The sequence below is a fragment of the Pseudomonas mandelii genome (assembly GCF_006438925.1).
Lineage (GTDB): Bacteria > Pseudomonadota > Gammaproteobacteria > Pseudomonadales > Pseudomonadaceae > Aquipseudomonas > Aquipseudomonas mandelii_C.
Map to the genome: position 1 here is coordinate 318,073 of NZ_RCZA01000009.1, position 14,045 is coordinate 332,117.

At 57.4% G+C, this 14,045-nt stretch carries 14 protein-coding genes; 9 read left to right on the plus strand and 5 right to left on the minus strand.

What is annotated here, in order from left to right; all coding sequences use genetic code 11:
* Positions 1-58: 58 nt before the first annotated feature.
* From EAH74_RS22245 to EAH74_RS22260, 4 genes are all read right to left on the minus strand, one after another.
* Positions 59-859: a Crp/Fnr family transcriptional regulator gene (locus EAH74_RS22245; protein ID WP_140681131.1), complete on the minus strand. Its 801-nt coding sequence runs from the start codon at positions 857-859 to the stop codon at positions 59-61.
* Between the two features lie 15 nt (positions 860-874).
* A complete protein-coding gene (locus tag EAH74_RS22250; protein ID WP_003228231.1) occupies positions 875-1,147 on the minus strand; it encodes a TfoX/Sxy family protein in 273 nt (90 codons plus the stop codon).
* Between the two features lie 243 nt (positions 1,148-1,390).
* Positions 1,391-1,735, minus strand: a complete 345-nt coding sequence (locus EAH74_RS22255) for a pentapeptide repeat-containing protein (protein WP_008015079.1) — start codon at positions 1,733-1,735, stop codon at positions 1,391-1,393.
* Positions 1,736-1,826: 91 nt separating this feature from the next.
* Positions 1,827-3,383 (minus strand): AAA family ATPase, encoded by a 1,557-nt coding sequence (locus EAH74_RS22260; protein WP_140681133.1) that lies wholly within the window; start codon positions 3,381-3,383, stop codon positions 1,827-1,829.
* Positions 3,384-3,501: 118 nt separating this feature from the next.
* Here EAH74_RS22260 and mrcB point away from each other — a divergent pair, with 118 nt between their 5' ends.
* The 3 genes from mrcB to EAH74_RS22275 are packed head-to-tail and all read left to right on the plus strand — an operon-like array spanning position 3,502 to position 6,912.
* The gene (gene mrcB, locus EAH74_RS22265) at positions 3,502-5,826 is read left to right on the plus strand and encodes a penicillin-binding protein 1B (protein WP_140681135.1); all 2,325 of its coding nucleotides are present in this window, start codon (positions 3,502-3,504) and stop codon (positions 5,824-5,826) included.
* A 16-nt stretch (positions 5,827-5,842) separates the two neighbouring features.
* Complete coding sequence (locus EAH74_RS22270) at positions 5,843-6,577, plus strand: tetratricopeptide repeat protein (RefSeq protein WP_140681138.1); 735 nt, start codon at positions 5,843-5,845, stop codon at positions 6,575-6,577.
* Entirely contained in the window at positions 6,577-6,912 is a 336-nt protein-coding gene (locus tag EAH74_RS22275) for a YqcC family protein (RefSeq protein WP_033054374.1), read from the plus strand. Before EAH74_RS22270 ends, EAH74_RS22275 begins: the two co-directional genes overlap by 1 nt.
* A gap of 23 nt (positions 6,913-6,935) precedes the next feature.
* On the opposite strand, the gene EAH74_RS22280 is transcribed toward EAH74_RS22275, so the two are convergent.
* On the minus strand, positions 6,936-7,358 hold the full coding sequence (locus EAH74_RS22280; protein WP_140681140.1) for a DUF4124 domain-containing protein: 423 nt from the start codon (positions 7,356-7,358) through the stop codon (positions 6,936-6,938).
* A 400-nt stretch (positions 7,359-7,758) separates the two neighbouring features.
* On the opposite strand from EAH74_RS22280, the gene EAH74_RS22285 reads away from it, so the two are divergent.
* The 6 genes from EAH74_RS22285 to msrQ all read left to right on the plus strand — a co-directional run bounded on the left by EAH74_RS22285 (position 7,759) and on the right by msrQ (position 13,741).
* Positions 7,759-9,483 carry an acetolactate synthase 3 large subunit gene (locus EAH74_RS22285; protein WP_140681141.1) on the plus strand — a complete coding sequence of 575 codons (1,725 nt, stop codon included), beginning with the start codon at positions 7,759-7,761 and terminating at the stop codon, positions 9,481-9,483.
* A gap of 2 nt (positions 9,484-9,485) precedes the next feature.
* Entirely contained in the window at positions 9,486-9,977 is a 492-nt protein-coding gene (gene ilvN, locus EAH74_RS22290; protein ID WP_003176102.1) for an acetolactate synthase small subunit, read from the plus strand.
* A gap of 48 nt (positions 9,978-10,025) precedes the next feature.
* The gene (ilvC, locus tag EAH74_RS22295) at positions 10,026-11,042 is read left to right on the plus strand and encodes a ketol-acid reductoisomerase (RefSeq protein ID WP_007948647.1); all 1,017 of its coding nucleotides are present in this window, start codon (positions 10,026-10,028) and stop codon (positions 11,040-11,042) included.
* Between the two features lie 144 nt (positions 11,043-11,186).
* On the plus strand, positions 11,187-12,044 hold the full coding sequence (gene pssA / locus EAH74_RS22300; RefSeq protein ID WP_056746100.1) for a CDP-diacylglycerol--serine O-phosphatidyltransferase: 858 nt from the start codon (positions 11,187-11,189) through the stop codon (positions 12,042-12,044).
* Positions 12,045-12,107: 63 nt separating this feature from the next.
* A complete protein-coding gene (msrP, locus tag EAH74_RS22305) occupies positions 12,108-13,121 on the plus strand; it encodes a protein-methionine-sulfoxide reductase catalytic subunit MsrP (protein WP_140681142.1) in 1,014 nt (337 codons plus the stop codon).
* Positions 13,121-13,741, plus strand: a complete 621-nt coding sequence (msrQ, locus tag EAH74_RS22310) for a protein-methionine-sulfoxide reductase heme-binding subunit MsrQ (RefSeq protein WP_140681143.1) — start codon at positions 13,121-13,123, stop codon at positions 13,739-13,741. Before msrP ends, msrQ begins: the two co-directional genes overlap by 1 nt.
* The last annotated feature ends 304 nt before the right edge of the window (positions 13,742-14,045 follow it).

Below are 14,045 nucleotides of genomic sequence, written 5' to 3' on the forward strand. Positions count from 1 at the left end.
CTCTCAATTCTTTGAGATGTGCTTTCCGTTCGCTGGAAACCCCCGTAATCATTGGGTTTCAGCCTGTGCGGTTGAGCGAGCTCAGTTGAATGATCTGCTTGTTCAGCAGGTCGATACGTCGGGCCATGCTCTCGATCAGGCTATGGGCGATCTTCGGATTGCCTTGGGTCAGGCTGAGAAACTGATCCTTGGGAATCAGCATGACAGTGCTGGGTTCGCTGGTGATCACGCTGGCGTTACGCTTCTCGCCGGTAAACACCGCCATGGCGCCAAAAATCTCGTCCTTGGGTATATCGCCAACTTTATAGCCGTCGACAAAGGCTTCGGCATGGCCATCGATGATGACGAACACGTGATCCGGCTCATCGCCCTGACGGATCAACACTTCGCCACTGGCCACGCGCTGAAAACCATTGGTGCTTCGAAACTCGGGTTGTTTCAGGCGGGCGACGGCGTCGGACAGCAGGGCGGACTGACCGGCCATGTATTGAAGGAACAGTTCCGAACGCTCCGGGTCGGCGTAGATATGCTGAAAAACCTCGGATCGCAGATAAGGCGTCAGTGCCAAAGGGCTATCGCTGCGAAAGCGGCAACGCGGCAGCTCTGTACCCTGACGCAAGCCGATCAGATCTCCCTCGTGCAGATAGAACAATGCCCGCTCGTCGATGCACCCATGCAGCAGGCCATTTTTCAACACAAACAGTTGATTGCCGGGTAACAGGGCTGCCAGATCATCGACGGCTGAAAACTCCAGGGTCGGTCCGCACGGCATCAAACCTTCCAGCAGCCGGACGGGAATATGTTGCAGTCGGTTGATCAGCGCGTCGGCGTAAGCCGGTTGTTCCCCAAGTAGGTACATGGCTGCTGCGTCCGTTCAGTTCTTGTGACGTGACGAGATAGCTTCCAGCTGTTTGTTCAAGGCGTCCTTGCGCTCGGCGGGAATGTCATTCCAGTGCACATCCATCAGGGCACCTTCGATGGCATACAACAACACCTTGGACGCCCGAAACCCGCGCGTGCGCACGGCCCGATACGCATCCACCGCTCCCAGGCGACGCAAGTCCGAGGCGCTGTGGATGCCCACGGCATGCAGCCACTGCGCCGACGTCTTGCCAAGATTCTTCAGGTGCTGCAGTTCATCATTCATCAAGCCTCCTTGCGACGGCCGAACGGTGCGTGGGCGAGCTTCTCAGGAGTGTAGCCATCAGTAGGAAAAGCGTGATTGTTTGGTCGGTTTCGACGCAAAAGCTTCTAAGAAGCGAAGTCTTAAAGCTGCGTGAAAGTTCGCGAGCGCGGAGGAAGAGAGGGCAGTGGAATCAGAATTCCGGGCAAAATATGCCTGCGTTCAGCGCAATGCGGGGGCGCCGAACGGGTCAGTTAAAAGTCGCTTTTAGCGGGTGCGATAACGCAGGCGTGTACCGAAATTCATCGACATCAGGATCTCGTCAGCACTCAACTCTGGCGGGAAGTAGGCGCCGGAAATCTGTGCATGAGCAAGGCTCGCGCCTTCCAGGGAGGCGTTGCGAAAGTCGATGCCGCGCAAGTCGGCGGAGCGGAAATAGGCATCGGTAAAGTCAACGCCGTCGGCGTTCAGTTCACGCAGATCCAGCCCCCGAAAATCGCCACCGACCATATCGATAGGTCCGTCTTTTGGGCGCTCGTTGTTGAAGCCAGTGATGTCGTCTTTGTGCAGCAACGCATAAAGCGGGGTGTCGAGAAGTTTCGGCTGGCTCATGTCAGATCACCTGTTGGTTTTATGACGCCAGTATAGTGCCACTATTTGGCAGTCGTGAAGCCGGCGAAGGCTTCACGGCTGAAATAGTTTCTTACAGGCCCGGCAGGCGCTGGCGAATCTGTGCAACGACTGTGTCGAGGGTTCCGCTTTCATTGGTCTGAACGCGTTTGCTGCAGAGAATCTCTGCTGGCGTCAGAGCCTCTCGAGTGGCTTGTTGGGCTTCGATAACCACCAGGGTGGCGTCGGACGGGTCCTTTTTGTCTGCCTGACGCAGGGCCAGCCAGCTCTCGATCACTGCTTGCGGCGCATTGCAATCGAGGATCAGGAATGGCGCGCCGGTGGCTTCGGCAATTTTCGCTGCGCCGTCACGCTGGTCGCGTTTGAGGTACGTCGCATCGATCACCACGGGGAAGCCAGCACGCAGGATCACGGCGGCAATTTCATGCAGGCGGGTGTAAGTGGCGGCGCTGGCGTCGGCGCTATAGATGCCGGCCTGAGGGTCGTTTGGCACGGTTTGTTCGCCGAACAGACGTTTGCGCTCTACATCGGAACGCAGGCGAATGGCGCCCAACGCTTCCACCAGACGCATGGCCACGTGGCTCTTGCCGACGGCAGAAACACCGTGGGTGATGGCCATGAAGCGCGAAGGAATGGTGCTGTAGCTTTCCGCCAGGTTGGCGTAGTTGCGGTACTGGCGCAGGGTGGTGGCTCGCTGCACCGGGTCGGCCTCGGCTGGCATGCTGAACAGGCTGACCTTGGCGCGAACCAGTGCGCGGTAGGCTTTATAGAAGTTCAGCAACTCAAGACCCTGGTAATCGCCGGTCAATTCCAGGTATTGGCTGATGAAGCGGCGCGCCAGACTCTTCAGGCCACGGTCTTCCAGGTCCATCGCCAGGAAACCGGTGTCGGCGTAAACGTCAGTGAAGCGGAACGGTTCGTTGAACTCGATGCAGTCGAAGATCACGACCTTGCCGTCGATTACGGTGGCGTTGCCCAAGTGGATGTCACCGTGGCATTCGCGGATGAAACCTTCGGCCTTGCGCTGGGCGAACAGTGGCTTGAGGCGTTCGAAGCTGCTTTCAGCCCAGGCTTGCAGCGCATCCAGTTGCAGCAGATCGGCCTTGTCGCTGAGGAATGGGCGGATCTGTTCGAAGTTCTGGCGTACCGGTGCCATCACGCTATCCGGAGTGCCGGCTTCGTGTTCGGCAGGCACTTTCGGTGCGTTGAGGTGGAATTGGGCTATCTGCGCGGCCATCTCGTCGATGTGCGCAGTGGTCAGTTCGCCGTTGGCTTGCAGCGTGCTGAGTAACCCGCTCTGTGGGAATTGACGCATTTTCAGCGCGTAATCGATGACCGGGCCTTCGCCGCCCAGTTGTGGGGCTTCGGCGCTGCCGGTGATGGGCAATACTTCGAGGTACAAATCGTTGGTCAGGCGCTGGTTAAGACGCAGCTCTTCCCCGCAAAAATGCTTGCGAGCGTTGAGGTTGGTGAAATCCAGGAAGCCGAAATTCACGGGCTTCTTCACTTTATACGCAAAGGGGCCAGTGAGGATTACCCAGGAAATATGGGTTTCGATGACCTGGAACCCGTCTACGGGATGCGGGTAGAGGGCCGGGTTTTGCAGGGCAGCGATCAGGGACTGGCTCACAGGCGATCCTTCAGAGTCTGGGGAAAATTCACGGCCGTCATTATGGCCGCAAGTCCGTCTGACGCAAACCTCGGAGGGCTCCTGTTGAGTATGAATAAAGTGCGTATAATCCGCCGCCATGACTCGTACTCGATCCCCCCGCACCCCAAAAAAACCACCTTCCAAGGGCCTGCGCCCCTGGCTGGGCTGGGCCCTTAAACTCAGTCTGGTCGGCCTGGTGGTGCTCGCCGGATTCGCGGTTTACCTCGACGCGATCGTCCAGGAGAAGTTCTCCGGCAAGCGCTGGACCATTCCGGCCAAGGTGTACGCGCGCCCGCTGGAGCTGTTTACCGGCCAAAAGTTGAGCAAGGAGGACTTCCTCACCGAGCTCGATGCCTTGGGCTACCGACGCGAAGCCGTGAGCAACGGCCCCGGCGCGGCCGCAGTGAGCGGCAATACCGTCGACTTGAATACCCGTGGTTTCCAGTTCTATGAAGGCCTGGAGAAACCTCAGCCCGTGCGTGTGCGCTTCTCCGGCGACTACGTGGCCGAACTTTCGGCGACCAACGGTTCGAAGCTTTCTGTGGTGCGCCTTGAGCCGCTGCTGATCGGCGGGATTTACCCGAAGAATCTCGAAGATCGCATTCTGATCAAAATCGATCAGGTCCCCCCCTATCTGCTGGAAACCCTGGTTGCGGTGGAAGACCGGGATTTCTATAGCCACTGGGGCGTGTCGCCCAAGTCGATTGCCCGTGCCGTCTACGTCAATACCTCTGGCGGCAAGATGACCCAGGGCGGCAGTACGCTGACACAACAGTTGGTCAAGAATTTCTACCTGACCAGCGAACGCAGCCTGACCCGTAAACTCACCGAAGCCATGATGGCGATGTTGCTTGAGCTGCATTACGACAAGCGAGAGATTCTTGAGGCTTACCTCAATGAAGTGTTCGTCGGTCAGGATGGCCAGCGCGCAGTGCATGGCTTCGGCTTGGCAAGCCAGTTTTTCTTCGGGCAACCGTTGTCCGAGCTGAAACTGCATCAAGTCGCGATGCTGGTGGGCATGGTCAAGGGGCCGTCCTATTACAACCCGCGTCGCAACCCTGAACGAGCGCTTGAGCGGCGCAATCTGGTGCTCGATGTACTTGAGCAACAAGGCGTTGCCACCGCCGAGCAAGTCGCTGCCGCGAAGAACATGCCACTGGGCGTGACGACTCGCGGCAAGCTGGCGGACAGCTCGTTCCCTGGCTTCCTCGATCTGGTCAAGCGTCAGCTGCGCGAAGACTATCGCGACGAAGACTTGACCGAAGAAGGTCTGCGGATCTTCACCAGTTTCGACCCGATCCTGCAAATGAAAGCCGAAGCGTCGGTCAACGACACCTTCAAGAGACTCTCCGGACGCAAGGGTTCCGATGAGGTTGAAGCGGCCATGGTCGTGACCAACCCGGAAACCGGTGAAGTCCAGGCCATGATCGGCAGTCGTCAGGCGAGTTTTGCCGGCTTCAACCGTGCGCTGGACGCTGTACGACCGATCGGGTCCTTGATCAAGCCGGCGGTTTATCTGACAGCCCTTGAGAAGCCGAGCCAGTACACCTTGACCAGTTGGCTGTCGGACGATTCCTTCTCGGTCAAAGGCGCGGACGGTCAAGTCTGGAAGCCGCAGAACTACGATCGCCGTTCCCATGGCACCGTGTTCCTGTATCAGGGCCTGGCGCATTCCTACAACCTGTCGACCGCGCGTCTCGGGTTGGCAGTGGGCGTGCCGAATGTCCTCAAGACCCTGGCGCGTCTCGGTGTGAGTCGCGAATTCCCGGCGTTCCCGTCGATGTTGTTGGGCGCTGGCGGTCTGACCCCGATCGAAGTGGCGACGATGTACCAGACCCTGGCCAACGGTGGTTTCAATACGCCGATGCGCGGGATCCGTAGCGTATTGACCGCTGAAGGCGAACCGCTCAAGCGTTATCCGTTCCAGATTCAGCAGCGTTTCGATCCGGCCTCCATTTACCTGATCCAGAGCGCCATGCAGCGGGTCATGCGGGAAGGTACCGGCAGTTCGGTTTACAACGTGTTGCCGAAAACCCTGACCCTGGCCGGCAAGACCGGCACCAGTAACGATTCGCGGGACAGCTGGTTTGCCGGTTTCAGTCAGGACCTGCTGGCAGTGGTCTGGCTGGGTCGCGATGACAACGGCAAGACTCCGTTCACCGGCGCCACCGGTGCGCTGCAGGTCTGGACCAGTTTCATGCGCAAGGCCGATCCGTTGCCGCTGGATATGCCGCAGCCAGACAACATTGTTCAGGCCTGGGTCGATTCGCGTACCGGACAAGGCTCTGATGCCAACTGCCCAGGTGCCGTGCAGATGCCGTATATTCGCGGCAGCGAACCGCCTCCCGGTGCCGCTTGCGGTGGCGAAAGCCCTGTTTCCGGCGAAACGGTGATGGATTGGGTCAAGGGCTGGATGAATTAAGCAAAGAGGGTTTCAAGTGAACAAGTGGTTGATTCCAGCGGTTACCGCCGTGGCTTTGCTCAGCGGTTGCTCCTCCGTACAACGCGGGTCGATTCCGGTTGTGGATTCCGGTAGCGCCGTTTCGAACAGTGAACGGGTTTCGGCGAATGGCGGTTTCCGTCAGACGACGACTAAACGTCCTGCGCAAGCCCAGACACAGGCAATTCCACAAGGTGATACCGGCGTTGTCGTGATGGTGCCAGGTGGCGGGGCAGTAACGTCGGCACCGATCAGCACTGCGCCGATCACGCCAGGCCCGATTACCCCGGGGCCGATCGATACCGCGCCGGTCCAGTCGGCACCGGTCAATCAGGGCAGCTACAGCATGCCGTCGACGCCGAGCGGGATTCCTTCGGCGAGCTCCGGTGGCTTGTCTGCCGACGAGCAATTGGACGGTCCGGTTCTGGCCTTGCTGACTACCGCTCAGCAGCAACAGGCGAGCGGTGATCTCAACGGTGCTTCCTCCAGCCTCGAGCGCGCCCAGCGTGTTGCGCCGCGTGAGCCGCAAGTGCTTTATCGTCTGGCTCAGGTGCGTATGGCTCAAGGCGATGCGCCACAAGCAGAACAGTTTGCTCGTCGTGGCCTGACCTTCGCCAACGGTCGTCCGGCACTTCAGGCCAGCCTGTGGGGATTGATCGCTCAGGCGCGTGAGAAACAGGGTGATTCTGCTGGCGCAGCATTGGCCCGTCAGAAGGCCAAGGTATCGCTGTGATGGATGCGCGCTTTCCGAAGATTGCCGAACAGTTGCTATTGATCGAGCGCGAGCTGCGGGTTCAGGGTTGGTGGGACGAGGTCTCGCCCTCCGCCGAAGCGCTTTCCAGTGTCGAACCATTCTCGGTCGATACGCTGGATTTCGAGCAGTGGCTGCAATGGATCTTCCTTCCGCGGATGAAGGTGATCCTCGAGCAGGATCTGCCCTTGCCAAACGCTTCGGGAATTCAGGAGATGGCCGAAATGGTCTTCGCCGCCCGTAATGTTCAGGGCAAGGACCGGCAGTTGCAGGTGCTGCTCAAAGAGTTTGATCTACTGATCACCGCCTCTCGCTGAGTTCGATCCGTTGCACGAGCTGTCTACTGGCAGTTATCCGCAATCTGTTTCTGTGCTTCGCTAATGCGCTCCTGCCGCTGCTGGTCGGTCAGGCGGCGCATCTCGCCTTCGACATCCTCCCGTATTCGCGGATTGTTCTGCAGTTGAGCCAGGTTCGTCCGCGCCTGTTCGCAGAATGCCTTTAGCTGGGCTTGCTGTTCGCTGACCTGCTTTTTCACTTTTTTGTCGATGGCCTGTTGATCGCCAATGGCACCGCTGGGTGGCGGTGGGGACTGGTTGCTGGCGGGCGAGGAGGGCGTGACCACGGTGGTGGCTTCCCGGCCTTGGGGCGGCTGGGCGTCGAAGTGGGTAACGCCCTGGGCGTCGACCCATTTGTAGATCTGAGCGGCCATGCACGGAGGGCTGATGCCAATCAGCAGGCTGACGGTCAGGAAAAACGTTCGCATGCCATTTCCTTGTATTGGGTTGCGCAATTGAAGCTAACACAGTTGCTGTTTAGCGGTTTTTTCTTGCTTTCTCATGTGCTTAGTTCAATAAAGCACATAGACGACTTGACTTGGAGAGGACGAAACAGAAGAATCCAAAGTCCGCTGTAGAGGGACTGCCAGAAGCAGGCCCGCTCAGCAGATCATGAGGCGCACATCCGCGCCGACCTGTTACACCCGCAACGCGTTACCTCGCGCTGGGTGGGAAAAGCCCGCAACACTTGGGACGATCCCAATACTTGCTCAGTCAGTGCTGACGTAGTCGGCGACCACCGTCGCTCATGCTCTGCTGAGAAGTAAACCTATTAAGACCCGTCCCCTTTTATGTGGGCGGTATTCTGGCGTTTTAGAGGTGAACAACGTGGAGCTTTTATCTGGCGGTGAGATGCTCGTCCGCTTTTTGCGTGACGAAGGCGTCAAATATATCTACGGGTACCCGGGTGGTGCTCTTCTTCATGTTTACGATGCCCTGTTCAAAGAACCGGAAGTGACCCACATCCTGGTTCGTCACGAACAGGCTGCGACCCATATGGCTGACGGCTATGCCCGTGCTACCGGTAAAGCCGGTGTGGTACTGGTGACCTCCGGCCCGGGCGCAACCAACGCCATTACCGGTATTGCCACGGCCTACATGGACTCCATTCCGATGGTGGTCATTTCCGGCCAGGTGCCTAGCACCATGGTGGGAACCGATGCGTTCCAGGAAACCGACATGATCGGTATCTCCCGGCCGATCGTGAAGCACAGCTTCATGATCAAGCACGCGTCGGAAATCCCGGAAGTCATGAAGAAAGCGTTCTACCTCGCGCAATCCGGTCGTCCTGGTCCGGTCGTTGTCGATATCCCGAAAGACATGACCAACCCGGCCGAGAAGTTCGAATACATCTTCCCGAAAAAAGCCAAGCTGCGTTCCTACAGTCCGGCTGTTCGCGGTCACTCCGGGCAAATCCGCAAGGCGGCAGAAATGCTCCTGGCGGCCAAGCGTCCTGTGATGTATGCAGGCGGCGGTGTGATTCTCGGTGGTGGCTCCGCGCCGCTGACCGAGCTGGCGAAGATGCTCAACCTGCCAGTGACCAATACCCTGATGGGTCTGGGTGCCTACCCTGGCACCGACCGTCAGTTCATCGGCATGCTCGGCATGCACGGCAGCTACACCGCTAACCTGGCGATGCACCATGCCGACGTGATCCTTGCAGTCGGCGCTCGTTTCGATGACCGCGTGATCAACGGCCCGGCGAAGTTCTGCCCAAATGCCAAGATCATTCACATCGACATCGACCCGGCTTCGATCTCCAAGACCATCAAGGCCGACGTGCCTATTGTCGGTCCGGTCGAGAGTGTCCTGACCGAGATGGTCGCGATCCTCAAGGAAATCGGCGAGACCCCGAACAAGGAGTCCGTTGCCAGCTGGTGGAAGCAAGTTGATGAGTGGCGCGGTGATCGCGGCCTGTTCCCTTATGACAAGGGCGACGGCAGCGTCATCAAGCCGCAGACCGTGATCGAAACCCTGTGCGAAGTGACCAAGGGCGACGCCTTTGTAGCCTCCGACGTGGGCCAGCATCAAATGTTCGCGGCGCAGTACTACACGTTCAACAAGCCGAACCGCTGGATCAACTCCGGCGGCCTGGGCACCATGGGCTTCGGTTTTCCGGCGGCCATGGGCATCAAGCTGAGCTTCCCGGATGACGACGTCGTCTGCGTGACGGGCGAGGGCAGTATCCAGATGAACATTCAGGAACTGTCCACCTGTCTGCAATATGGCTTGCCGGTGAAAATCGTCATCCTGAACAACGGTGTTCTGGGTATGGTTCGCCAGTGGCAAGACATGAGCTATGGTAGCCGGCACTCGCATTCCTACATGGAGTCGCTGCCTGACTTCGTCAAGTTGGCGGAAGCCTATGGTCACGTCGGCGTGCGCATCACCGAATCGAAAGATTTGAAGACGAAGATGGAAGAGGCGTTCGCCATGAAGGATCGTCTGGTGATCATCGATGTTTCGGTCGACACCAGCGAGCACGTCTACCCGATGCAGATCAAAGACGGCTCCATGCGCGATATGTGGCTGAGCAAGACGGAGCGTACTTAATCATGCGGCATATTATTTCCTTGCTTCTGGAAAACGAACCGGGTGCTCTGTCTCGTGTAGTCGGCCTGTTCTCGCAGCGCAACTACAACATCGAAAGCCTGACCGTGGCACCTACCGAAGACCCGACCCTGTCGCGTCTGACGCTGACCACGGTTGGTCACGATGAAGTTATCGAGCAGATCACCAAAAACCTGAACAAGTTGATCGAAGTGGTCAAACTGGTCGACCTGTCGGAGAGTGCTCACATCGAGCGCGAACTGATGCTGGTCAAGGTCAAGGCTACCGGTGCCCAGCGCGCCGAGATCAAACGCACTACCGATATTTATCGTGGGCAGATCGTTGACGTCAGCGCTAGCGTGTATACCGTTCAATTGACCGGTACCAGCGATAAGCTCGACAGCTTCATTCAGTCCATTGGCACCGCCTCGATTCTGGAGACCGTCCGCAGCGGCGTAACCGGTATTGCCCGCGGCGACAAAGTACTCAGCATCTAAACCAAATTAGCGAATGGCCTGAACGGCCTGGATATATAGGGGAATTTCATGAAAGTTTATTACGAAAAAGACTGCGACCTGTCGATCATCCAGGGCAAGAAAGTTGCCATCATCGGTTACGGTTCCCAGGGCCACGCTCAAGCGTGCAACCTGAAAGACTCCGGCGTTGACGTTACTGTTGGTCTGCGTAAAGGTTCGGCGACTGTTGCCAAAGCCGAAGCTCACGGCCTGAAAGTGACCGACGTTGCTTCCGCTGTTGCGGCTGCCGACCTGGTCATGATCCTGACCCCGGACGAGTTCCAGTCCGCTCTGTACAAGAACGAAATCGAGCCGAACATCAAGAAAGGCGCCACCCTGGCCTTCTCCCACGGCTTCGCGATCCACTACAACCAGGTTGTTCCGCGCGCTGACCTCGACGTGATCATGATCGCGCCGAAAGCTCCGGGCCACACCGTGCGTTCCGAGTTCGTCAAAGGCGGCGGTATCCCTGACCTGATCGCTATCTATCAGGATGCTTCCGGCAACGCCAAAAACGTTGCACTGTCCTACGCCGCTGGCGTTGGTGGCGGTCGTACCGGCATCATCGAAACCACCTTCAAGGACGAGACTGAAACCGACCTGTTCGGCGAACAAGCCGTTCTGTGCGGCGGTACCGTTGAACTGGTTAAAGCCGGTTTCGAAACCCTGGTTGAAGCTGGCTACGCGCCGGAAATGGCCTACTTCGAATGCCTGCACGAGCTGAAGCTGATCGTTGACCTCATGTACGAAGGCGGTATCGCCAACATGAACTACTCGATCTCCAACAACGCTGAATACGGCGAGTACGTGACGGGTCCGGAAGTGATCAACGCCGAATCCCGTCAGGCCATGCGCAACGCCCTGAAACGTATTCAGGACGGCGAATACGCCAAGATGTTCATCAGCGAAGGCGCAACCGGCTATCCTTCGATGACCGCCAAGCGTCGTAACAACGCCGCTCACGGTATCGAAATCATCGGCGAGCAATTGCGCTCCATGATGCCGTGGATCGGTGCCAACAAGATCGTCGACAAAGCTAAAAACTAAGTCGCGCACTTGTACAAAAAACGCGGCCTAGGCCGCGTTTTTTCGTTTGGGTGGCTGGTTCTGGTATAAAGCTGCATCGTTTGCGGCCGAACCGTCGTCCCAGACACCTGTCCAAACTTTCCACCCCGTTGCAAGGTAATGTCCATGAGCGAACGTCCCGAAGAGCCAAACCAGGCTTCTGACGCCGAAAGCCTGCTGCCCATCGATGAGCACATCGAGGAAGGGCATGACGCTGAAGGTCGTAAAGTCCGGCATCGTGGTATCTATCTTCTGCCGAATCTGTTCACCACTGCGAATCTGTTCGCAGGGTTTTATTCCATCATCAACTCGATGAGTGCCCAGAGCGCCTTGAGTGCCGGTGATTCGATAGGTGCAAGCAAGTATTTTGCTTTTGCAGCGATCGCGATTTTTGTCGCGATGGTGCTCGACGGCCTCGATGGTCGCGTTGCCCGTATGACCAATACCCAGAGCGCCTTCGGTGCCGAGTACGACTCGTTGTCGGACATGGTCGCCTTTGGTGTCGCGCCGGCATTGCTGGCGTTCGGTTGGGCCTTGGGCGATATGGGTAAGGTCGGCTGGATGGTTGCCTTCATTTATGTAGCTGGTGCCGCGTTGCGTCTGGCGCGTTTCAACACCCAGGTCGGCACTGCGGACAAACGCTACTTCATTGGTCTGGCCAGTCCGGCTGCTGCTGGTGTGGTTGCAGGCATCGTCTGGGCGTTCAGTGATTACGGCATTCAGGGCTCGAAGATGTCCTTCCTGGTTGCGCTGATGGTCGCTGCCGCCGGCATGCTGATGGTCAGCAACATCAAGTACAACAGCTTCAAGGAGCTGGACTTGAAGGGACGTGTACCTTTCGTGGCCATCCTCGCGGTGGTGTTGGTGTTTGCCGTAGTGTTCAGTGATCCGCCGCGCATCCTGCTGCTGGTTTTCCTCGCTTATGCAGCCTCTGGCCCGGTTCAATATCTGTTACGTCTTCGTCGGCACAAAAACGCCGAGTGATGTAATTTCCCTCATACTCCGCAGTCTATGGGTGCATCTGTCCTCCAATGCTGCGGAGTTGTCATGCTGATCAAAATCCCCAAAACGTCTGACTGCCATGAGTCGGACGTCACGCCTGAATCCTTCTATCTATCTCGTCGCAATGTTCTCGGTGCCGCCGTTGCCGGTTTGGCCGTGAGCAGCCTGCCGCGTTGGGTCAGTGCTGCAGATGCTGCGCGTTATGCGGATGTCGAGCCTGGCACGGCGCCTTCCTGGTTTACCGAAAAACTGCCTGCTACCAAATGGGGGGCGGTCAAAGTCAAGGATGAGGCGATCACGCCATTCAAGGACGCAACCCATTACAACAACTTCTATGAGTTCGGCACCGATAAAGGTGATCCTGCCGCCAACGCCGGCGCGCTGAAAACCGAACCTTGGAGTGTGGTGGTGGACGGGGAGGTGGGCAAGCCGGGACGGTACGCACTGGAAGACTTCATGAAGCCTTATCAGTTGGAAGAGCGCATCTACCGTCTTCGCTGTGTGGAGGCTTGGTCGATGGTTATTCCATGGATCGGGTTTCCCATCTCGGCCCTGCTCAAGGAAGTCGAACCGACTTCCAAAGCCAAATTCATTCGCTTCGAAACCCTGGAAGATCCCAAGAGCATGCCCGGGCAACGTTCCGGTTTTGCCTTGATCGATTGGCCATATGTGGAAGGGCTGCGTCTGGATGAGGCGATGAATCCGTTGGCGATTCTTGCCGTGGGTATGTACGGGCGGGAGCTGCCTAATCAGAACGGCGCGCCTCTGCGTTTGGTGGTGCCGTGGAAATACGGCTTCAAGAGCATCAAATCCATCGTGCGGATCAGTTTGGTGAGTGAGCAGCCGAAAACCACCTGGCAGAGCATTGCCTCGGATGAGTATGGTTTTTATGCGAACGTAAATCCTGCGGTCGACCATCCGCGTTGGACTCAGGCGCGTGAGCGGCGTCTGCCGAGCGGGCTGTTCAAGCCCAATGTGCGGGACACGCAGATGTTCAATGGCTACTCGGATGAAGTCGCCTCCTTATATACAGGGCTCGATTTGCGGAAGAACTACTGATGCGATTTCCGTTTTGGCGAATTGGCGTCTTTATAGCTGCTGCGGTCTGGCCGCTGCTTTGGTTGTATCAGGCCTGGGAGGATGTGCTGGGGCCTGATCCGGGCAAGGTGCTGGTTGACCGGTTGGGGCTGGGGACGCTTGTCCTGCTGCTCATTACGTTAAGCATGACACCTGTGCAGAAGCTTACCGGTTGGGCGGGGTGGGTTGCTGTCCGGCGGCAACTGGGGTTGTGGTGCTTCGCTTATGTGGTTTTGCATTTGAGTGGGTATACGGCGTTCATCCTCGGCTTTGATTGGTCGCAGTTGGGTGTCGAGTTGCGCAAACGGCCGTACATTATTGTCGGGACGCTTGGGTTTCTGTGTTTATTGGCCTTGGCGGTGACCTCAAATCGTTATAGTCAGCGGCGTTTGGGTTCTAGCTGGAAGAAATTACATCGTCTTGCCTATGTGGTTCTCGGGCTTGGATTGCTGCATATGTTGTGGATCGTGCGCGCTGATCTTAAGGAGTGGGCGGTTTACGCCTCTATAGGTGCATTGCTATTAGTATTGCGACTACCCCCTGTAACCCGCCGAATCCCTCGATTAATTGCCAAAAAGACACCTTCTGCACGAAAAGCGTAATTAAGGGTTGACGGCAGATTCTGGAAGTCTATAATTCGCCCCACTTCCGGCGCAGTCGAAACGGAAAACTCCTTGGTAAACAATGAGTTACGCAGTTTTCGGCAGCGAGTTGCTTCAGGTCATCGAAGCCCAGAAGGAGTTGAAAGAGCGAGGTTGTTTGGCTCTTTTAACGATTCGATCTTCTCGGTCGAAAGCGGTGTAAAAGAGGTGTTGACAGCAGCGACTAACGCTGTAGAATTCGCCTCCCGCTAACGAGAGATCGGAAGCGCAAGTGGTTGAAGTTGCAAAGGAAACTTTGAAAGCT